At 60.0% G+C, this 20,166-nt stretch carries 17 protein-coding genes and 1 pseudogene; 4 read left to right on the top strand and 14 right to left on the bottom strand.

All coding sequences use genetic code 11. The features are described from left to right. The first annotated feature begins 110 nt into the window (after positions 1-110). Positions 111-569 carry a (2Fe-2S)-binding protein gene (locus tag M727_RS0111595; protein WP_027152827.1) on the top strand — a complete coding sequence of 153 codons (459 nt, stop codon included), beginning with the start codon at positions 111-113 and terminating at the stop codon, positions 567-569. A 3-nt stretch (positions 570-572) separates the two neighbouring features. Further along, complete coding sequence (locus tag M727_RS0111590; RefSeq protein ID WP_027152826.1) at positions 573-2,792, top strand: xanthine dehydrogenase family protein molybdopterin-binding subunit; 2,220 nt, start codon at positions 573-575, stop codon at positions 2,790-2,792. Positions 2,793-3,217: 425 nt separating this feature from the next. Here the strand turns inward: M727_RS0111590 and M727_RS0111585 are convergent, their stop codons facing one another. From M727_RS0111585 to M727_RS42355, 7 genes and pseudogenes are all read right to left on the bottom strand, one after another. Beyond that, positions 3,218-3,472 (bottom strand): hypothetical protein, encoded by a 255-nt coding sequence (locus M727_RS0111585; RefSeq protein WP_027152825.1) that lies wholly within the window; start codon positions 3,470-3,472, stop codon positions 3,218-3,220. 126 nt (positions 3,473-3,598) lie between these two features. Then, positions 3,599-3,838, bottom strand: a complete 240-nt coding sequence (locus M727_RS0111580; protein ID WP_027152824.1) for a hypothetical protein — start codon at positions 3,836-3,838, stop codon at positions 3,599-3,601. 524 nt (positions 3,839-4,362) lie between these two features. Beyond that, on the bottom strand, positions 4,363-4,647 hold the full coding sequence (locus tag M727_RS43985) for a hypothetical protein (RefSeq protein WP_156941521.1): 285 nt from the start codon (positions 4,645-4,647) through the stop codon (positions 4,363-4,365). A gap of 553 nt (positions 4,648-5,200) precedes the next feature. Further along, positions 5,201-5,725 (bottom strand): ferritin-like domain-containing protein, encoded by a 525-nt coding sequence (locus tag M727_RS0111565; RefSeq protein WP_027152823.1) that lies wholly within the window; start codon positions 5,723-5,725, stop codon positions 5,201-5,203. A 283-nt stretch (positions 5,726-6,008) separates the two neighbouring features. After that, entirely contained in the window at positions 6,009-6,518 is a 510-nt protein-coding gene (locus M727_RS0111560) for a DUF2231 domain-containing protein (RefSeq protein ID WP_051505601.1), read from the bottom strand. 1,127 nt (positions 6,519-7,645) lie between these two features. Continuing rightward, positions 7,646-8,215 carry a hypothetical protein gene (locus M727_RS36255; protein WP_051505593.1) on the bottom strand — a complete coding sequence of 190 codons (570 nt, stop codon included), beginning with the start codon at positions 8,213-8,215 and terminating at the stop codon, positions 7,646-7,648. 10 nt (positions 8,216-8,225) lie between these two features. Then, a pseudogene (locus M727_RS42355) lies at positions 8,226-8,342 on the bottom strand (glutathione-dependent formaldehyde dehydrogenase); the annotation flags it as partial. Positions 8,343-8,540: 198 nt separating this feature from the next. Between M727_RS42355 and M727_RS0111550 the strand changes: the two are divergent. Further along, complete coding sequence (locus M727_RS0111550; protein WP_027152821.1) at positions 8,541-11,888, top strand: DEAD/DEAH box helicase; 3,348 nt, start codon at positions 8,541-8,543, stop codon at positions 11,886-11,888. A 289-nt stretch (positions 11,889-12,177) separates the two neighbouring features. Here M727_RS0111550 and M727_RS0111545 read toward each other — a convergent pair whose 3' ends face one another. The 7 genes from M727_RS0111545 to M727_RS0111490 all read right to left on the bottom strand — a co-directional run bounded on the left by M727_RS0111545 (position 12,178) and on the right by M727_RS0111490 (position 19,166). Then, positions 12,178-12,882 (bottom strand): SGNH/GDSL hydrolase family protein, encoded by a 705-nt coding sequence (locus M727_RS0111545; protein ID WP_245268528.1) that lies wholly within the window; start codon positions 12,880-12,882, stop codon positions 12,178-12,180. Between the two features lie 101 nt (positions 12,883-12,983). Continuing rightward, on the bottom strand, positions 12,984-13,727 hold the full coding sequence (locus tag M727_RS0111540; protein ID WP_027152819.1) for a hypothetical protein: 744 nt from the start codon (positions 13,725-13,727) through the stop codon (positions 12,984-12,986). Then, complete coding sequence (locus M727_RS0111535; protein WP_027152818.1) at positions 13,727-14,644, bottom strand: hypothetical protein; 918 nt, start codon at positions 14,642-14,644, stop codon at positions 13,727-13,729. Before M727_RS0111535 ends, M727_RS0111540 begins: the two co-directional genes overlap by 1 nt. Further along, entirely contained in the window at positions 14,641-15,036 is a 396-nt protein-coding gene (locus tag M727_RS0111530) for a phage holin family protein (protein WP_023803797.1), read from the bottom strand. The genes M727_RS0111535 and M727_RS0111530 overlap by 4 nt, the downstream gene beginning before the upstream one ends. After that, entirely contained in the window at positions 15,026-15,568 is a 543-nt protein-coding gene (locus M727_RS0111525) for a hypothetical protein (protein WP_156941520.1), read from the bottom strand. The genes M727_RS0111530 and M727_RS0111525 overlap by 11 nt, the downstream gene beginning before the upstream one ends. A 1,108-nt stretch (positions 15,569-16,676) precedes the next feature. Beyond that, on the bottom strand, positions 16,677-17,162 hold the full coding sequence (locus tag M727_RS0111510; RefSeq protein WP_027152815.1) for a hypothetical protein: 486 nt from the start codon (positions 17,160-17,162) through the stop codon (positions 16,677-16,679). 1,590 nt (positions 17,163-18,752) lie between these two features. Continuing rightward, positions 18,753-19,166 (bottom strand): cupin domain-containing protein, encoded by a 414-nt coding sequence (locus tag M727_RS0111490; protein ID WP_036262137.1) that lies wholly within the window; start codon positions 19,164-19,166, stop codon positions 18,753-18,755. 102 nt (positions 19,167-19,268) lie between these two features. Between M727_RS0111490 and M727_RS36250 the strand changes: the two genes are divergently transcribed. Beyond that, a complete protein-coding gene (locus tag M727_RS36250) occupies positions 19,269-20,162 on the top strand; it encodes a LysR family transcriptional regulator (RefSeq protein WP_051505591.1) in 894 nt (297 codons plus the stop codon). Positions 20,163-20,166: the final 4 nt, after the last annotated feature.

Here is a 20,166-nt window from a genome sequence, read left to right as displayed (position 1 = left end):
TCAGCCACCGGCACGCTCCCATAAGCTCCTCGGCAGATGACGCACGTCTACAGGTTGACCCGGCCAGCCGGCATCGAACTCTGCGCGCGTCAGAACGCAAGGAGAGCACCATGGTGACTTTAACGATCAACGGCACTGGACATCAGGTCGAGGCCGAAGCGGACATGCCACTTCTCTGGGCGATCCGCGACCTCGTCGGACTGACCGGAACGAAATTCGGATGCGGCATGGCACAATGCGGTGCCTGCACGGTCCTGCTGGACGGCGCCCCCGTACGGTCCTGCCAGACCTTCGTCGGCGATATCGGCGATGCAAAGGTGACGACCATCGAGGGGCTCAACGGCAAGGTCGCGGAAACGGTTCAGACCGTCTGGGCCGATCTCGACGTCCCGCAATGCGGCTATTGCCAGTCGGGGCAGATCATTTCAGCAACCGACCTGCTGACGAACAATCCAAAACCCACCGACGACGATATCGACGCCGCAATGACAGGCAATCTCTGTCGTTGCGCCACCTATCACCGGATCCGTGCCGGGATTCACGAAGCTGCAAAGCGTTTGGAGGCCTGAGCGATGATCCCGAAACTGATGCAATCCCTAGCTCTTCCCGTCGAGAAAGTGCAGTCGTCGCGCCGGCAGTTCATGCTTGGTGCGCTGGCGGTGGGCGGCGGCATCGCCGTCGGCTTCCAAATCCTGTCCGCCTCGCCGGCTGCCGCAGCTGAGACCGCGACCGACGCGAAGGGCGCGCTCGCCTTTACCCCCTATCTGACAATCGACGGCGGCGGCAAGGTCACGGTTCTTTCGTCCCAGTTCGAGATGGGGCAGGGCTCTTACAACGGTCTCGCCACCCTGGTGGCGGAAGAACTTGATGCGGACTGGTCGACTATCGATGTGCTGGGCGCGGCCGGAAACGTCAAGGCTTACGGCAACATCGCCTTTGGCGGCGCCATCCAGGGAACGGGCGGTTCTACCTCGATGATGACCTCTTGGGAGCGCTACCGCAAGGCAGGCGCCGCGACCCGTGCCATGCTGGTGGCTGCTGCCGCGTCCGAATGGAGCGTGGAACCTTCCGAGATCACAGTTGTAAACGGTGTGCTGTCCCATCCATCCGGCAAGAAAAGCGGCTTTGGCGAATTCGCTGCCAAGGCTGCGACGATGCCCGTGCCGACCGATGTCAAACTCAAGCAGCCAAGTGACTGGAAATTGATCGGCAACGCGACGCTGAAGCGCTTCGACAGTGCCCGCAAGACGAACGGAACCGAGCACTACACGATCGACGTCAAACTACCCGGCATGCTGACGGCCGTGATGATCCATCCGCCGCTGTTCGGTGCCAAGGTCAAGTCCTTCGATGCTGCGGCCGCGCGTTCGGTCAAGGGTGTCGTCGACGTCGTCGAGACACCGCGCGGTGTCGCCGTCGTCGCCGAGCACATGTGGGCTGCGATCAAGGGACGCGAAGCCGTCAAGATCGAGTGGGACGAGACGGCCGCCGAAAAGCGCGGCACGCCGGAACTCATGGCGATGTACAAGGATCTAGCGGGCAAGGCGCCTGTTGCCACCGCACGCAAAGACGGCGACGTCGATGCCGGCTTTGCGGCCGCGGCCAAGGTGCTGGAAGCCAGCTTCGAATTTCCGTATCTGGCGCATTCGGCGATGGAACCGCTCAACGCGGTTACACGCAAGAATGACGATGGAACGCTGGAGATCTGGGGAGGACATCAATTCCCTGACGTGTACCAGATGCTCGCCAGCCAGATCGTGGGTATTACACCCGACAAGGTGCGATTGCACGTACTGAAGACCGGCGGCAGTTTCGGCCGCCGCGCCGTATTCGACGGCGACGTGGTTGTCGAGTCCGTCTATGTCGCCAATGCCATCGGTTTCCGGGCGCCCGTGAAGGTGCAATGGACCCGCGAGGATGACATGCGCGCTGGGCGATATCGCCCTTCCTATGTGCATAACCTCAGGGGCGGCATCGACGCCAGCGGAAAACTTGTCGCCTGGAGCGATCACATTGTCGGCCAGTCCATCATGGCTAAGACGATGTTCGACAGCATGGTCCAGAATGGCGTCGATCCGACCTCGGTCGAAGGGGCCAACAATCTGCCCTATGCTATTCCAAACCAGATGGTAGGCCTGACCACCACGGATGTGGGGGTGCCGGTCCTCTGGTGGCGTTCGGTCGGTTCGACGCATACTGCCTTTGCTGCGGAAACCTTCGTCGACGAGCTTGCCGAGGCGGCCGGACGCGATCCGATCGAGTTCCGTCTTTCGATGCTCGAACCGCAATCGCGCCATGCAGTCGTCCTCAAACTCGCAGCGGAAAAGGCAGAGTGGACGAAGCCGCTGCCGAAGGGCCGCTTCCGAGGTGTTGCCGTGGCCGAAAGTTTTGGGTCGGTCGTCGCACAGATTGCCGAAGTCTCGACAGACGATAGCGGCGGCTTCAAGGTCGAACGCGTCGTTGCTGCGGTGGATTGCGGGCTGGCGGTTAATCCCGACCAGGTCCGCGCCCAAGTGGAGGGTGGCATAGGGTTCGGCTTGGGCGCCATCATGGGCGAGGAGATTACCTTGACTTCAGGCAAGGTCGATCAGGGCAACTTCGATATGTACACGCCTCTCCGGATCGATGCGATGCCGGTGGTGGAGGTACATATCCTCGCCTCGGCCAATTCGCCCTCTGGTATCGGTGAGCCGGGTGTACCGCCGATCGGGCCAGCTGTTGCCAATGCTGTCTACAAAGCTCTGGGCAAACGGATCCGCGCGATGCCTTTCACCAAGACCCTGAATGCTTGATTTCTCATCCTCGGCCGCTCTTGCGGCCGGGGATGTCATTTTCGACATTCATGTCGCTTGGCAGTTAATTGTGAGAATGCAAAGTCAATGATATCAGAGGTTTAGCTTTGCACGTAATTTGAGAATGAGCACTTAATTTGATAATCGTGCTGCGGCCGCTGCAGATAATATGCGAATCGAGCGCTCGAGAATCGGCGGAACCGTATCTGCTGTGGCTCGGCCACCAATGCCCAAATCGCGTGGTCTGAGAGTTAATTCCTTAGCAGCTAATTTGAGAATCTCAGCCCGACCAATTTTATAATTAACTGCAAAAAATGAGCGAAACGGCCGCATTCTTACAATTAACTGCCAAGCGACACGTGACAACGTGCGAACGATAGGACTACATATGGGGTGCTAAAGTCCCGAAGCCAATCACTTAAGCATTAAGGGCGGGTACCGGGCATTTTGGCGGCATCGGAGAAGGGAAATCGCAACACCAATACGTGTTTTTCGTCGCATATCTCAAAGATCGCACCTGTCAGCATTGGCTTCCCGCTGAGCAGTCCTTCCGCCAGGATCTCCTTGGCGGATGCCATCGCGTTCTCCTCAGCCTGCGCCAAATCCGCAAATTCCTGCCCCTCGAGGTCCTCGATGAGGTGCCCCTCCTCGTTCCGGATATGGAAAAAATATCTCGGCATGCTCAGTCCACCTCCATGGACTATCTCGATGCATGGAGGCTCATGGATAGTGTCGGAAACGTACCAACCGGGGATATGTAGGAACCGGACATTCGACGTGTCTGAGCGCTGGCGCAGGCCAGCGGGTCAGGTGACGCTGTCGGTGATTTCTGACCTGTCGAACAGCACGCCGAGACCATGCTCGACGGCACAGGCGGCGACCATGTCATCAAGGGCTTTCCCGGACACAGGGCAATTGGGAAGAACTTCCCGTATGGCGGTTTCAGCTCTCGATGTTGAAACCACATCGTGCCGCCTTTTCCTGGTCTCCATATAGTGGTCGACTAGGGTTTTCAGACGCCTTGCCGCAATCTCATCTGCAAACATTGTTGTTCACTCCTGTCAGTCAGGTCGCCCGGAAACAATGGCCCGCCCCTATGCGAGGGCGGGCCCAATCCGATCGAGTGACCGGTGATCCGAGTGAGGGACCTGGATTGCTAAAGTAAGTTCGAGCGGGATTATTCGTTCCAAGGCGGCTACGGCTTGGTAATTCCCGTACATTGATTCCTATGCTGAGGTCTGCGGGCCGGCAAAGGGAAGCCTCGGTTGCGTGAGCCGCACCAAGCCCCCTTATGGGCACGCCGGACCTCGCAGCCAGTCAGGTGCGCAGGAATTCAGCAAGAGAGCAGGTCGAATGGCGCGCGCGCCAGCGGTCAACAAACTTCACCGTTCGCGCGCTCATTGCTTTGTTTCACCTGGCCTTTCGCAAAGCACTGGCGCGATCCCCGCTTCCCCTCAGCGCTTTTTTGGTCCGCACAACAAAAAGCCCGCCGATGCGTCCGCTTCGATCGGCATCGTCATGCGTTGAACCCGGTGAAGATCTGCTTTGTCCGACTGGGCTTGGCGCCGGATCATTCGGTCGCGTCCCGCGTTGACGACAAAATCTGCACGGAGGCCTTAAGATGGGCGACGAACGGCACGAAAAATCCAACACCGCGCATACCAAATTTGGACGTGAAGGCAGTATTCACGGCGATCACGATCGACACATAGGCTAAAGCCGAAATTGATCGAGAGGCCGCACTGCCCCTTACCGCAGACGATGCTCTTCCGGAAACTCGCGAGATCGCCAGCTCAGACGTTTTGACCGTCGACGCCCTGGCAAGCGAACGGGCATAAGCGGTGGCCAGGCCCAAGAACTGATCGATAGGCTTGGCAATGATGGCGCGGCCATTGAGGCAGCCGCGCGGAGCCTTAAGGCGGCGGGAGGGTGACCTCGGCAGCCAATCCTCCGGTCACCACGGCTCGTAATGCTTGCCGCGCCTTTCGTCTTTGATCGCTCCCGCAATCCGCTGGTCATCAGGAGGCACGCCCGCGCACCGGCCGCGACACACTCTGATCGGCGCTTCCGGCACGCCAACACGGCCAGCGGCTCCGCGAACCTCCGCGGCGCGCGCACCCGCGCGCCCAGTCTCTCAGTTGCACCACGCGCGGCTCGACGTTCCCCTCGCGCATGGGTTCCGTGTCGAAGTGCAAGCACGACAGCGCAGCGTGGGGACTGCAGGTGTGGTTTGACGACGTCGATCAGTCTAGTGCAGCCGAAGAACGTCTAGGACGCGATCGTGCTTTCGTTAAGCACGTGACCGAGATGTTAGGCTCGAACAGGAGTTGCCGCAGTCTTGGCGCCCGGCCCGCCTGCACCGGAGACAAAGGCGCGCCGCCGTCGTCCGGAGGCGCGTTCTCTGTTAACTAGGCAGCTTCCTGCATCGCTCTCTCGTTGACGCTGGTTTCTCCAAGCTGCGTCAGCGCTTCGTCAGTCGCCTTTTCCTCTTCGAGCGTCTCCTCGAGCAGCGGCACGGCATCCTTCAGGCCGAGCAGTCCGGCCCAGGTGATCAGGGTGCCGTAGCGGGCGATCTCATAGTGTTCAACCTCTTGCGCCGCCGCCACAAGACCGGCGTCCAGAGCTGGAGCTTCCTTGAATTCCTCAAGAATCTCCTGCCCTTCCTCAATGATGCCGTCGATCGCGGGACATGTCTTTCCTTGTGGCCGTTTGCCGAAAATCTCGAAGACCTGCTGCAGCCGTTCGATCTGAGCTTCCGTCTCGTCGCGGTGCTTTTCGAATGCGGCGGTCAATTGGTCGGATTCGGCACCCTTGGCCATCTTCTTCAGCGCAGCCAGGATTTTGCGCTCAGCGTAGTAGACGTCCTTCAGTCCGTCGTGGAAAAGATCTTCGAGGCCCTTGGCCTTGCTCTGCGGTTCCTTTTTCGTAGCCATCGTCGTCTCCGAGTGTGAGAAACGCGTGTCTGGTGGCACGCGCAGCTTTAACCAAAGTGGGTGCTGTTTGTTCCTTAGGCCCTCTGTGCCTGGACGTCCTCGACGTAAACGAACAAACCGCAACGCCCCTCAGTAGTGCCTCACGCCTGAGCCGACGCATTTCCTTAGCGATATTGTCGAGCGCTTCGTTTCTCGAAATCAGTACCAGCCGCGCCCTTTTCGTGAGACGCTCGAAGCGCCGGTGACTACGACAACGTGTCCCCGCACCATGCCACGACCTCAATCAAGATCGTCCCGCACGAGAACTGGTGTCCTCTCCCTCCTCAGGGTGTACTCCTACCCTGTGCTCGTAGACGAGCGTCCCGCCCTTCCAGCCAGTGTAAACAAGAAGCAGGACAACAAGCGTAGACAGGGCCAACCCCCAAGGCAGAGTCCCCTCGACTGCGCCTGCACTGAGCCGCAAAACAAAGTTAGCCAAGGCGAGTACCACTGCGATCACATTGCCTACCATGTGGTGCCACGCGGCGCCGAAAGAGCGTACGACCGCATTTCCAAGGAAATCGGCAAAGCCGGCCAGCGCCGCTGCGGCGCTCATAAGCAAGCCAAAGCCGAGTAGCCAAAAAGAAGCCTCGGCCCAGAAAGCATTCCTGTTCGACCAAAACACCAGGTCTGAGAGGAACACCGACACAAACAATGCGATCGGAAAGGGAATCAACATGGGGTGGATCGGATGACCGCCGATTTTCGCAGTGGTGGCGACGCCCGGCAGACGATTGGCTCGATCGTGAGGCATGTCAACGAACGTTGATAAGCCTGAATAAGTTCCAAAGACACGGGGCTGGTAATCACTGTCGAGCATCTCCGCTTACGGCGCCCAGTGACGGATGGCGATGGTGTGCCAAGATATTTCTGTGATAGCGGGGATCACTAGCATCTCGTGAAGACAACACGGGTCTGGAATGCGAGGGGATTGATGCAGCGCGCAGCGGCCATTTCGCTGCATGCCGGCGAAATGTGCACCCGCCCCGGTGTTCCGTGCACAAAGCCCGCGCCCCTTCGGGAAAAAAGGCGCGGGCCCATCGGGAGTCATCCATGTCGCAGCTGCACGAATGAAACTTTCAGTCCGCGCCGAAGTTCCACACGGAAGCAAAAAAGGCCCGCCGCGCTTCAGCCGCGCCGCTCCACGGGCCACCAAACGAAGTAAGAAGCCCGCGCCCCGAGGGGATGGGAAGGACGCGGGCTGATCGGAGGGGGTGCTGTCCATCTTTCAGCACTAGGGCAAGTGCTGCACGCCCCGAACGCAATGGCTCGGCCAGGGTTCCCGAACGGAAGACACACCGCCTGCTGACATGCCCGTCCTAACGGTTGTCTCGAAGCGCAAAGAAGTTCTACTCGTCCGCCCTCCTGTCATAATTTGCAAATCGGAGACGTGAGCACTTCACGTCGTTTCAGATTGAGCCTCGACCCTTCAGCCGGTCGAACATGCGGCCCAGTAGCGCCAGCTCGGAGCGGCGGGAAGCACCCGCTCCTTCAGCTTGTCGGTGATCGCCACGACACCCCCAGCGGCGCTTGGCCTGTGGTTCAGGAACAACAACGCCCAAGCCAAGTTTGGTGGTCCAGGAGGTAACGACAATGCGCATACTGAGAACTTTCTTTGGATACTTGTGGCGCTCGAACAGCAAGTCGCCGCCCGACCTTGCGCCGCCCGTCGACGCGATCGTTCGGCTGCTGAAGGAAAAGCAAAAACTCGCTAGAAGGAAAAGACTTGGTCGACCAGATCAGATTACTGGCGGCTGACCGCGCTGCGACGCAGGATGTGGCGACCGGGCAGACAGCATCACCCGTCACCTTGCCTATCTGCAGCTTGGGACGGATCGGCATCATGCCTGGCTATCGGCGGCGACGCCGAGAGAAGGAGGATCAGGTTCGCGCCAGTAGCCACCGCTCAATTCTGGCTGGCAGGTCACATGTCTTTACGCGCAAGACCCGCGCAGCCTCAAGACCCCGCGGGAAGCCGCTGCGGTCACCGAAATCCTGCGGTTGCCGGCCGCCTCGAGCATGCCAGACGCTTACCTTCTGCGCGGTCAATAAATCGATGAGTGTCACACCGGCAACGAGCACCAATGCAAGTCCGACGTTGTCACGCTTTGGGTTGTCGTGCCGGAACGCCCATAGGAGCGTTGCGATGTCGAGCCCATCACCGGCCACACGGCTCCAAAGCCCCGGCTTTTTGTCTGCCGACAAGGACAGAATGCCGCTGCTGACTTCCCGCGCTCCGTAGGCACGGATCAAGCCTTCCTTACCAGGCATGCCGAGTGCGCGGGCGACGCGCTCGGAGGCTATGAGTTCGGCCATGCCCAGCGCAATGCTGAACCATCCGAGTTTGCGCGCTGTCATATCGGAGGGCGCGAGCGCCTTCGGGCCAGATTTTACGACCCTTGGGTCACTTGGCCGTCTGCTGAGATTGCCGAATTTGCTAAGCATGTTCATGATACTGGTCCTATGGCTTCAGTACGACTTTGACGCAACTGTTCTGCTTGTCGCGAAAAATCTTGTACATCCCGGGTCCTTGTTCGAGCCCGGCAGTGTGGGTGACAAACGACGGGTCGATCTGACCTCAGGAAACCTCGCCATCCACGCATTGCTAGACAGTGCGGCACTCTATTCTCACGGCGCAGGATCCGGATCACACTTTGGGCAAGGCAACGGATTGCCGCTTTGCGACGTTGCTGAAAGCCGAGCGTCGGTAACTGTGCCGTCCCAACGGAACGCCGGGCGCGTCGCGGCCGTTCGTCCCGGGTTCGGAAGGTGAGACGTGGATAGAGAGACCTGCAATGCCGGAGAGGCTGAACAACTCGAGCAATTTGATCGCGCGTCTGCGAAACAGTGCGAACTTGCATCAGGAGGAGAAGGCGACACACCGCCAGCTGCCGCAGTAGCTGCGGCATTGATCAGCGCTTTGGAAACCACTCGAAATAGGGACATGCTCCATATCGCGAGTTCCGAACGCAGTGCCGCTGACATCACGCAGGCATTGCGCCACTTCCTCCCAAAAGCTGACATCCTGTATATGCCGCCGTGGGATTGCCTGCCATACGACAGGGTGTGGCCCACTCGAGCCACTATGGGGCGGCGGGTCAGCGTTCTTCATGCTGTTGCGGCCGCTACGAAAGGACCCCGCATCACGGTTACTTCAATCGAATCTGCCCTGCAGCGGGTACCGCCTCCCTCGGCAATCGGCCAGGGTTTCGCGACCCTGCAGATCGGACAGGAGGTGGACCCGAGGGCACTGCGTGTATTGGCTGAGAGAACTGGCTATGTTGTCGACGATCGGGTGGACGAACCAGGCGAGATGGCCGTCCGCGGCGATCTTATCGACGTTTTTCCTGCTGACCGTGACCGCCCTATTCGTGTTGTACTGGGCGCTGGCGGCGCCATCTCCGAACTTAAGGCATATGACCCAATCACTCAACGAAGCGAGCGATCGCTGCATAGAGTCGTAATTGGCCCGGCGTCCGAGCTCATGTTGGAACCCGGCAACGAGTTCGACCCTGCAGCGATGCGCACGATCCCGATGGAGGAACGTCTAGTCTCGCTCTACTCCGATTTGCCGGCGCTCTTCGACGTCGCATCAACAGCTACCATCTGCTTCCTGGATGGATTGGAAGAAATCTCGCTAGCTCGCGTCTTGGACCTCATAGAGGAGGCGTGGCGCGGCAGGCGGCAAGTATCCGCGATGGGGCGGCCCGCGGCGAAACAATTTTATTTGTCGCGTGAGGAATGGGACGACTCGCTACGGGATCGCCAGTGCTTGCGTCTTACGATCCCGGTTGGCCGAATTCCCAAATTCTTCCACCTGCCGCGAGCCGGGCACGGATTCGCCGAGTTCGCCCAGGCGCGCACAAGCTCGGGGTTTAGTGTGGTGGTCACGGGCGAAACTTCGGAACTGCGCCGAGCAGAACGGCTGCTCGACCGTAAGTTCGGTCGCAAGATGGACCCGGTCGCCGATTGGCCGCAAATCCTCTCTGTCGAAAGAGGCTCTCTTCTCAAGGCGGAATTCGATCTCTCGGATGGCTTTGTCGACGGGCCATCCCGAATTGCAGTCGTCGCGGCAGCGGACATATTCGGCCCGTCATCGACTGCAAACGCGGGCTCCGGCAACGGCATAGCCGAACCCGAACTGCGGCTCGGCGATCTGGTTGTCCATGAAGACCATGGCGTGGGCGTCCTTGCCGCGATCGAACAAATTGAAGTGGCTGGCCTGCAACAGGATGTCGTGAAGCTTGAATATCATGGTGGAGCTTCCTTGCTGGTACCAGTGGAGGAGTTTGGCCGTATATGGCGCTATGGATCCGAGCCAGAAGCGATAGCCTTGGACCGACTAGACAGTGAAGGCTGGAAGAAGCGGCGCCAGTCTGTAGTCCGCGAGATCGAGAAGGTGGCCAAGCGGCTGGTCGCCATTGCGAAGGCCAGGTCCCGCCAATCCGCCGAAATGATCAAGCCGCCGCGTGCTGATCTTGCTCGCTTCGCGGCGCGATTCCCTTACCCCGCGACCCCCGACCAAGCCGCCGCAATCCGAGCCGTAATGGATGACCTGTCGTCGGGCAAAACCATGAACCGGCTGGTCTGCGGCGACGTCGGCTTTGGAAAGACAGAGGTGGCGCTTCGGGCGTGTGCTGCGGCCGCATTCTGCGGCAATCAGGTTGCTATCGTTGCGCCCACCACGGTGCTCGCGCGTCAGCACTACGATACGTTCTGCCGGCGTTTCGCAGGGTTCAACATCCAAGTTGCTCACCTATCCAGGGTGGTCGGATCGACAGAGACAAGGAAAGTGAAGGATGGTCTGAGAAGTGGTAACATCGCAGTCGTCGTCGGGACCCATGCTATTGCGGCCAAAGGGGTGTCCTTTAGCCATCTCGGGCTGCTCGTAATCGACGAAGAGCATCGGTTCGGGGCCAAGCTGAAGCAATCACTGCGACGGTTGGCGCCATGCCTCCACACACTGACCATGAGCGCTACGCCGATACCCCGAACGCTTCAATTGGCGATGGCGGGCGCGCAGGAAGTCAGCGTCCTGAACACACCACCTGCCAAGCGGCGTCCGGTTCGCACCATCCTGGCTCCTTTCGATGCCGGTTCGGCCAAGGCTGCTCTATTGCGCGAATACCGCCGCGGGGGACAAAGCTTCTTTGTCGTACCACGCATAGATGACATCGAGACTGTCGTTGAACAACTGGGCAGGCTGGTTCCGCAGCTCTCGGTGAAGATCGCGCATGGCGAAATGAAAGGGCGTGAGCTGGACGAGATAGTTGTCCGGTTCGCCGCAGGCGAAGGCGACATTTTGTTGGCCACTGACATCATCGAAAGCGGACTTGATATACCGCGGGCAAACACCATTCTCGTTTGGCGGGCCGACCGTTTCGGACTTGCACAACTCCACCAGCTTCGGGGTCGTGTAGGCAGAGGAAGGGTGCAAGGCATTGCACTTCTCTTGACCGAGCCCGGCAAGGAATTGGCTGAAGCCACAAGGTCCCGACTTTCGGCTCTTGTAGCTCTCGACCGGCTTGGCTCTGGCCTGGCCATCAGCCAAAGGGACCTCGACCTACGCGGCGCCGGCGATCTTTTCGGCGAAGAACAGGCGGGCCACGTCAAGCTCATCGGCGTCGGGCTCTATCATCGACTGCTCGAGCGTGCCTCATCGATTGCGCGAGGCGAGCCCGGCTCTGACATGCAACTTCCGGACATCAACTTGCAGGCCGGAGGGTCATTCCCAGAAAGCTATGTGCGGGAGCCAGCCATACGCCTCAGCCTGTATTCGCGATTGTTCCGCATGAGCACGCATTTAGACGTCAATGCATTTGCCGACGAGGTGGAGGATCGCTTTGGAGCCATGCCGAGCGAAGCGGCCACGCTGCTGGAGGTAAGCCGACTGCGAATAGATGCAGCGGAGTTAGGGTTGAGCCAGGTCGACGTAGGACCCGAAGCAATTGCGATCACCTTTCGCACAAAGGTCTCCGCCTCAGTCCGGCAGAATCTTATCGGGCTGGACGGGTTCGAATTTCGACGAGGCCGCTTGATCTGCAGGCCGTCAACCAAACCAGGCATTGCAAAACTCGAGGATCTACGAAGCGTGATCGGTTCTATTCGCTCGGCAAGTGAGTGACAATTTCCCGATATGACCCAGTTGCGAAGCAATCTCGAGACCGTTTCGTACCGGCCTCCTTGCAGACCCCTTGTGCCACCCACAACCACGGTGATGCCTCTATCCAGCCGGTCAGCGGATCTCTTTGCAGCACGGTTTTCGCTTTGCAGCCGCTGTCAAAGCGCAGCGGTATGTAAAATACATTGGTACGGCGGCCTGGTGAGTGCCGCCGCGTCGGTGCCGGGACCGCTTGAGTGACGCAGGGCCAGCCAACCCGGCAACAGAGCTAGAGTGTCAACTGCAAGCGCTGCTACCGAACAATCAGTTCGGCACGCCCGCTTCGGAATTCGTGCTTGGCAAGGAACGACACGATCCCCGCGGCAATCTTTTTGCCGCCCTGTTCCGAAGGCTCTATGGCGTTGACAAAGTCGGCGTCCTCGCCGCAGACGATGCGAAGGTCGATCAGCGGAACGCCGCGCACGGCGGCTGCTCGTGTAATGCAATCGTTGAGGATCGACAGGGCCGTTACCGCAATGCGTCTCTGGTCGGGGTCGGCATACCGGACATCGTAGATCGAGCAAATCGCGGTCGGCAGCCCTACCGCCAGAACGGCATCCAGGGTCGACATATACTCCAAGCAAAACTGCTCTCTAATTTCGGCGAGCCTCAGCAGAGTGTCGGCAACGGACCGCGATGGAGCGTTCAAAACGGAGGAGACGCCGAGCGCGTCGTTCCCTCCCACGCTTACCACCAGATGAGTGGCGTCGGCTGGCAGGCGGTTCAGTTGCCGGCCCACATCCGCCATGACGCTGCCGTCAACGGCAAGCAGCATGGCCGACCAGCCGATCGGGAGCTGACGCAAAACGTGGGCCAATAGATCTGCTCCATCGGCGACATAGGCGCTGTTGTCGAACACCGAATCGCCTAGTAGCACAACCTTGTTCATCACAGCCACGTCCTCGGCGGAAACAGTTTGTACGGTGGAAACTGCTTGTCCCGCGGCGGCGGCCAGCAAGAGGCTCCTGCGCGATATCTTGACCAGACCGGCGTCTCCCACGACTGTCGCTCGTGCGCAAGCTTCAGTGGCTGCTGTTCGAGTTCACTCCGCTTTCCGGATCAATCGACCGCCGCCCTCTCCTCTTCCCGCCGCTGATACGCAAGAGCCATAGCGGCCGCTATGGCTACTCCCGCGGCCCCCAGCAGGAGTTTGTCTCGCGTCTCTCGATCGCTCATGACGTCCTGAACAGCCGATGAAGCCCGGCCGGCTGTGGCGGCTACTCGCTGGGCCGCCTCGCCGGAGGTCTGCCGCATATCGTCGATCATGTTCGGCGTCCCGGCGCTCCAATCCCGCACTCTCTCTTTGACGGCGCCGGCCAGCTCAGTTGTTTGCTCCTTCACTGCTTCCGCCGTCTCGGCGCTCAGTTCGCCGACCTTCTCCGCCAGCTCGCCGGCCTGCTCCTTCAAGCGCTCAGTGGCGTAGGAGAAATGATCAACTTGCTCGCCCATGTCTGGTATTGAAGGTGTCCGCAACAGGCTGAATAGTCCCGCTCCGATCAAAGCAGTTGCGATCGGCGGACGGTGTAGGAGCCGCCAAGCGAGACCAGCCCCAATCACCAATGCGGCGCTTGGGTTGGCTGCCGCCTTTGCCTTGAGATCATCGAGGATCCCCTGCGCCGTCGACTGCGCGGTCGATCTTGCTTTTTCGACCAGCGCGTCCTTTGCCTCGAGCGCCTCTTGCTTCAGCTCGTCGGTAAACTCGGACAATGTATTTGGCGATCGCAGCGTCGACAGATGTTCGGCGAGCCTAGCCCGGGCTGCCTCTACATCATGTTCGAGCTGGCGGAGACTTGCCTCACCCATTATGCACCTCGCTTGCCGCTAGACCGTCCGGATTTGCTCGGCCGAGAGGCATCCGATTGTGGCGATTGGTCCGATTTGCCCGAGTTATCTTGCGAGCGGCCCATGCCGCCCGACTGGGGCATGCCGCGCTGAGCCGATTGAGCGCGCGATCCACCCGAACTCGCGGATGGCGCCTGCGCGGACTCGGTTGGCTGCTCGCCCGACAAGGCGCTGCCGAACGCACCAGCCACGTCGCTCGCAACCTCCTTGAGGCCATCGGCATCAAGGCCGCGCTCCTTGGCTGCCCTCCTGAGACGTTTGCCCGCCTCCTCTGTCGATTCCTTTAGCCGTTCGCCAGCCCTTTCTGCGGTGTCCGTCAGCTGCTCTGCGGCTGGGCCAAGGGTCCGGTTCTCAATGTCGGTGGTCCGGAAGGCAGCTGCAACAGCCGCCCCGGCGGCAAAACCGAGCAGCGCCAGCGTCAGTGGCTGCTCTTGCGCCACACGGTTCATCGTATCCTGGAGAGTGGATTGGGCCTGCCGGGCGAATTGTTCCGATGTCTGGGAGACGTTGCGCCGCGCCTCGTCCGCATATGTCGATGCCGAGGATGCGTAGGAACTTGCGGTTGCCGCCACCTTCTCGCCGATCTCGGTAACATATTCACGTGCTGCCTCTACCGCCGCTGGGGCGCCGCCTTCTCTGGTTTCCGCCTCGTGTCTATCGGGGCGCGTGCTCGAAGACCTTGACTGAGCCTTTCGGTGGCCATTGTTTCCGCGGGATTCCTCAGCATGCCCGAAGCTACTGATGGCCGATGACCCGCCGCGGCGCATCAACAATGCGCAGCCGGCCGCAACGAGGAGAAGACCTTCCGGGTTGTTTTTGGCGGCGCCGATGAGCCATTCCGCCGTTCCGAGATTGGCCGTACGTGATTCGCGGCTCATGACAGATGCTCCTTGGTTGTCGAGATGTCCTGCTTGATCTGATGGATGGAACGGGTCGGCGTTATCTCTTTGTGTGCGTCCATGCGGCCCTTGTAATAGGCGAGCGCTCCAGCCCCGGCCGTGATGGCGGCAACAATCAGGCAGGACCAGTGCACTGCAATCCCAAGGCTGGCTATCCCGAAGACAAGCGCCTGCACTGCCAAAAATGCCGCGATCAGCCCCAGCACGCCAGCAGTTGACATCCAAATACCCGCCCGAAATTTGGCAAAGAGATTTTCAGACAACTCCGCGCGCGCCAGTCGCAGCTCCTTCTGAACAAGATCGGCAAGGTCGGCAACGACGTCGGACAGTGCGCGAGGAAGCGTGGAATTCTTGAGCTGCTCATGTGCCATGGAATTCGTTCGCTCCTTGCCGGTTACGTTCGTGCATAGGCTCGTTGGAAAGCGGCGACGCCGGAGGTGCGCTCTTCAGCGTTCGAAATGTCAAAAAACCCGCAAGGGCGGCAAGTCCGAACACCAATGCCGGCTGACGCCTTGTCAAATCGGAGGCGGCGCGGACCAGCTGATCGACCGACTGGTCCCGCAGATCGTCTGCGTACCCGTCGATTCGGTTCGCGAACGTACGGACCACACCGGCGACTAGCGGTGCGCTTTCGTCGAGGTCCTCGGCAGCGCGTTTGGTCGAGCTTGCGAGCTGACCCATCACCTTGGCACCGCTGCCGACCTGACGATCCAGCATTTCCTTTACTTGGCTGGCAACTGTTGACGCACCATCCGCGGCCGACTGCTTGACCGTCTCGGCTGCCTCTTGAGCCAAATCGGATGCCTTGGAGAACGCGCCGCTCACTGTTGCCCCAACGTCCTTCTTTGCACTGTCATCTGGTGTCTTGGGCGCGGAATCCCGTTCCATGTTTTGGTTGTTCATAATTTCCTCCATTGACTGACAAAACTGCGGGAAAACCCGTTGGTTCCTTGGAACTGCTCAAACAAAGTAGATAGCGGTCTGGCCGCCTGGCAGCCCCCCTGTAAGGCGGCCAACTTTTGCCGGCGCGAATCTCTCTCCACCCTCGATCGTCGACAGATGGTCGTGCAGCAGCGTGCTTCAATTAAGGGGTGCCTGGACGTGCTGAAGGGGAGTAAAGCCGTCGCCTCGGCTGGAGGGCGTTCATCTCCCGAAGGAGATGCGCATGAGCCCTACAAAAGAGTTCTTCGAAAACAGGCTATAGGAGAACGTCGGCAATCATCCTGCCGAAAGCGGCGCTGCTCGATCTCTACGGCACAGATGTTGCCCGCCGCTTCCGGTCGCCGGACCTCTTTTCGCCAGAGCGGGAATTAGCTGGAAGACTCACGGATTCGATTTCATCCCGCAAGGCTGCGGAATGCGGCATTCGGCATCGCTATCCTGGAGAAGTTTTGATCGTGGTGCTGATGAAGGAGGCGATACGGGCTGCTGTCCCGCGACATGTCCTATGAAGTGCCTGAACAGGATTTGCAGCTGGATCTGTCGCGAATAAGCCAAAAAACGGCTTTTGCTCTTACTCACGTCCGGCCGACAGCGCGCCTCCACTTGGGCTGGCGGGGCTAGAGATCTGGTATTCGGGAGTAAAACTGATGATCAAAGAAAGGTATGGGAAGCGATCATCGCAGAGCTCCAGGCGTTGATCCGAATCCGACCGGTCAAAGCTCCGGATCTGCGACTGCGCGGACAAGTTCGCAGTGGATGGTATGATGGAGCTCATTGCTTCTGGCACGTAGTTATGGAAATGGAGCGACGCGCCAGCGGCCCCATCTGGGCCGTAGACGAGGTATCTTGGTCCGGCTTTGCCGCACTCCATGCGCGCGCCGCAAGCACCATCTGGGCGCAGCGCAGCGTCAGCGGCGGGTGGTCATCAGGCCGAGATTTGCGAGGCCGTCGGGGTTTGTGTTCACGAACTGAATCGACACATCCGCGGTCGCGGCCGAACGGTTCTCCACTTCGTGCCGTAGTACAGAAGCTTTTGCACGGGAGTTCAATGGCCACGAAATGCCCGGCGCTATGGCCCTACCTCGCCTTTTCGCATCTCCTGCGCGACTAGTCCGCCGGCAGCCAAACCCAGAGCGAGCGCTACATACGCAGCTGCGATGGAGCGCTTAGAAAGCACTGTCTCCCAGCCCGGGGTCAGCCGCTTCGGCACAACGAGATAGTCCACAGCCGCAGCGATCGCGGCTACCGCGGAGGCATCGCGCAGCATCAGTCGCGGCGACCGCGGAGGATTTCTGGCGAGCCAAGCCTCGAAGGGAGCGGCCCAGAATATGGCCGAAGCATGATGGGTGCCGAAGCCGACCGCCGTGTGCGCAAGGTCGGCCTTCCTAACCGCACCAGCCTTGTCGCCGTGGAGCCAGTGGCTGGTGGCGTTGGTCGGCTGCAGCGCCGACTTTCCTTCGACTTTGGCCAGAAGGACGAGGAACGCCGCCGTCACAACACTTGCCACCGTGCCGGTCACGCCTGTCGAAAGTCCAGTCTTCAGCAAGCCGTTCACCTTAACCTCCATAACTCTCCCTCTTTTTAACCGCCGAACCGAAGCTCAGTTCCCGACACCTCCATTAACGGCAAGGAGCTGTATCCCGACTGAAGTGTCAATCCGCCGACGGCGCGTTCTTTTCGCGTCTGTCAGGTGATTGCGACCGCCCGGGTATACGGTGGTAGAAATCATTTTCTGCGCCGCCGCCCCGGAAGAGGTTTTCATTGAAATTCCGCCAAGTTTTACACTGCCATCGGACATTCATAGATGGACTGCGGCAGTTGCAGCCTTGCTGCGGGTGTTTTCGCCTCTTGCGGCTTCACCGTTTGCGGCGCCTGGAAAGCCGGCGGTGATTTAGGCGAACCTGCCGCCCGGCAGGCTCAAGAGCAGCAAGGGCCATTGATCGCCCGATATCGGCCAGCGGCGATGACGCGTCGGCTATGGCGAGCGGCAATGTCAATGCGCCCCGCGTCCAAGCCACCTGTGCCGCAAGAATCCCCTGCGCAAGGGCCGAAACTTTTTCGCTCACCGCCTTGACGGTTTCCGGCCGACCTGAAACCAGCGAACCGGTTGCCTCGGCAACCAGGATCGGCAACCGCAACCCTACAACCCAGGGCGCGAGCATCAGGTTCTGGGCAAGAGCAATCTCAGCGCGGACGCGCCTTCCTCGTTGACTGGCCAACACTCGTTACTCCTTCTGTTTGGATTTTGCGGGCCCGGATAGGAGGCCGGCAATGACCATCAACAACAGGCGCCTGTTCAGGGTTCCATAGCCCCAGTCCTTCCGTCTCGGCCCGTTCTCGTCAACGAGCTTGTCCTTGCCGCCGATAACCGCAGTCGAAAGCAGATGGTCGTCCCCGCTCGTCTCAAGGGTATACAATCCCGTTCTCGACATAATGATATGACAAGCTTCAGCACATTGATTGCTACGGCAGGCCTCGCCATCGCGGCTTTCGTGCCAATGGCGCAGGCGCAGAATTCTGCCGACGAGGCGAACAAGGCGTCGTTAGCGTTCGTTCGATACATGGGCGGCAGGAACCGGCAGCCCTTATGATCTGCTCGCGGAAGATGCGATCTGGACGATCGCCCGCGCGTCGAAGACATATCCTAGCCGGGCCGCCTTCATCGGCGAGGTCATTCAGCCGTTCGTCGCCAGATGAGGTCAGGCTGAAGCCGGTGATCCGCGAAACCCACGCGGACGGGAGCACGGTCATCGTCCACTTCGACGCGGCCGGTACGGCGAGGACGGCAAGCCCTATGTCAACACCTATGCCTGTTTCTCGATCTGAGTGGCGCATAGTTCGCCAAGGCGACGGCTTTCTACGACAGCGTTGCCTTCAACGACCTCTGGATCCGGGTACAGCCAGAATAGTCGAACCTCCGTGTTCGGATTGTCCGCTTCGGGCCGCGCACAGACTGACAGCTTCTGGCGTCTGCAGACCGATAGCGGACGCTCAACCGGCAGAGGATGAGATTCCAAGACGGCCCAAGGCGGTGGGCGTAGAAGGTTAGGTAGCGTCTAAGGGGAATAACGATGAGGCTTCCTCCCGCTCTAGGCGAACCGTTGCGGGTCAGCGACCCAACCGAACGCACATAGCGCTCGAGCGACTACGCAGTCGAAGGAACCGGGTCGGCGAAGGGCGTGTCGGGATCGCAGACGTAGAACAGAATCGTTGTCGCCGGGGCGTTCCCCTCGTTGCTGCCCGTCATATTGACGTGCGGGGGCTCGACAAAAACCTCGCCCGGCCCGATCGAAATCGGCTCGCGCCCATCGAGCCTCAGGGTGAACACTCCTTCGGTGACGTAGACTGTTACAGGAAACCGATGCGAGTGGTAGGGCGTGACATCGCCAGGCTGAAGCACAGCGTGCAGCACGCGCACTTCCTGCCGACTTCCCTGCGGCAGAGTGCTCAGCACCTCCCGGTGTACCGGCGTCAGTTTTGCCATGCCGTGATCCTGGGCCGATCGGGTCACGCCGACATCGAGGCCAGCGATCATCGTTTGGACTGTTGCCTTGTCCATTTGGCTTCTCCTCACTTATCGTGGGTAAGGACTAGCCGGCCGGCCGTAACAGCGGTAGCAGCAAGGTTGCGGAAGGTCGGTGCAAAAATGCATAACTAGAGCATGTTGGACTGGAACGACCTGCGCTATCTGCTGTCCGTTGTAAGGCAGGGCTCGACGCTCGCGGCCGCGCGTGCGCTAGGCGTGAACCAGTCGACAGTCCATCGCCGCATTGCCGAGCTCGAACGGCAAATGGGATTGCGGCTGGTGCATCGGCACCCGACAGGTTACCGCCTGACCGAGATGGGTGAGCAGTTGCTACCGGCCCTGGCCGATGTGGAAGAGAGCATCGCAAAGCTGCAACGAACCGTTCTCGGTATGAAGCACGACCTTACCGGCACCGTGCGGCTCACTTGCCCCGAGCCGGTCCTTTCCCGCATCGTCGCTTCGGGTTTTGTCGACCGCTTCCACGACCGCTATTCGGGACTGAGGATCGATTTCATTATCAGCGATCGATATTTCGACCTTGCCAACGGCGATGCCGATGTCGCGTTTCGGTCGGGAGAAGCAAGTGACGAGCGGCTGGTTGGGCGCAAGATTGCGGAATCCACCTGGGCCGTCTATGCCAGCCGAGACTATGTGAAGCGCCGCGGACATCCACACTCGATCGAGGACCTGCTGCAGCACGATCTCATCGGCTTTGACGGCGTGATGGAGAACCATCGGGCAACCCAGTGGCTCGCAAGCACTCTGCCGGGGGCGCGCGTTGCAGCTCGCAACAACAGCGTTCTAGGCGTGGTGGCTGCGGTCAAATCGGGCCTTGGCATAGCGCCATTGCCAACGCCGATCGGAGATGCAGAAGGCGAACTCATCCAGGTGCTTCCACCGGTTCAAGCGCTGGCAAGAGCCTGGCACCTGTTGTGTCACCCCGATCAAAGGGCAACGCCTCGCATTTCCGCCTTCATCGACTTCGTCATCGAAGAATTGCCGGCACTGAGGAAAGTCCTCGGCGGGTAGCCCA

The sequence above is a fragment of the Mesorhizobium sp. WSM2561 genome, from assembly GCF_000513915.1.
Lineage (GTDB): Bacteria > Pseudomonadota > Alphaproteobacteria > Rhizobiales > Rhizobiaceae > Mesorhizobium > Mesorhizobium muleiense.
Note: the sequence above shows the minus strand (reverse complement) of the source record. Positions and strands in the feature narration are given on the sequence as shown.

Bases quoted from the DNA above. Each gene is read 5' to 3' on its own strand.
- M727_RS0111535 (WP_027152818.1), bottom strand. From the start codon at position 14,644: ATGAGCCGCGAATCACGTACGGCCAATCTCGGAACGGCGGAATGGCTC.
- M727_RS0111490 (WP_036262137.1), bottom strand. From the start codon at position 19,166: ATGGACAAGGCAACAGTCCAAACGATGATCGCTGGCCTCGATGTCGGC.
- M727_RS0111540 (WP_027152819.1), bottom strand. From the start codon at position 13,727: ATGGGTGAGGCAAGTCTCCGCCAGCTCGAACATGATGTAGAGGCAGCC.
- M727_RS0111585 (WP_027152825.1), bottom strand. From the start codon at position 3,472: ATGCCGAGATATTTTTTCCATATCCGGAACGAGGAGGGGCACCTCATC.
- M727_RS36250 (WP_051505591.1), top strand. From the start codon at position 19,269: ATGTTGGACTGGAACGACCTGCGCTATCTGCTGTCCGTTGTAAGGCAG.
- M727_RS0111565 (WP_027152823.1), bottom strand. From the start codon at position 5,725: ATGGCTACGAAAAAGGAACCGCAGAGCAAGGCCAAGGGCCTCGAAGAT.
- M727_RS0111530 (WP_023803797.1), bottom strand. From the start codon at position 15,036: ATGGCACATGAGCAGCTCAAGAATTCCACGCTTCCTCGCGCACTGTCC.
- M727_RS0111525 (WP_156941520.1), bottom strand. From the start codon at position 15,568: ATGAACAACCAAAACATGGAACGGGATTCCGCGCCCAAGACACCAGAT.
- M727_RS0111595 (WP_027152827.1), top strand. From the start codon at position 111: ATGGTGACTTTAACGATCAACGGCACTGGACATCAGGTCGAGGCCGAA.
- M727_RS36255 (WP_051505593.1), bottom strand. From the start codon at position 8,215: ATGAACATGCTTAGCAAATTCGGCAATCTCAGCAGACGGCCAAGTGAC.
- M727_RS0111590 (WP_027152826.1), top strand. From the start codon at position 573: ATGATCCCGAAACTGATGCAATCCCTAGCTCTTCCCGTCGAGAAAGTG.
- M727_RS0111560 (WP_051505601.1), bottom strand. From the start codon at position 6,518: ATGCCTCACGATCGAGCCAATCGTCTGCCGGGCGTCGCCACCACTGCG.
- M727_RS0111580 (WP_027152824.1), bottom strand. From the start codon at position 3,838: ATGTTTGCAGATGAGATTGCGGCAAGGCGTCTGAAAACCCTAGTCGAC.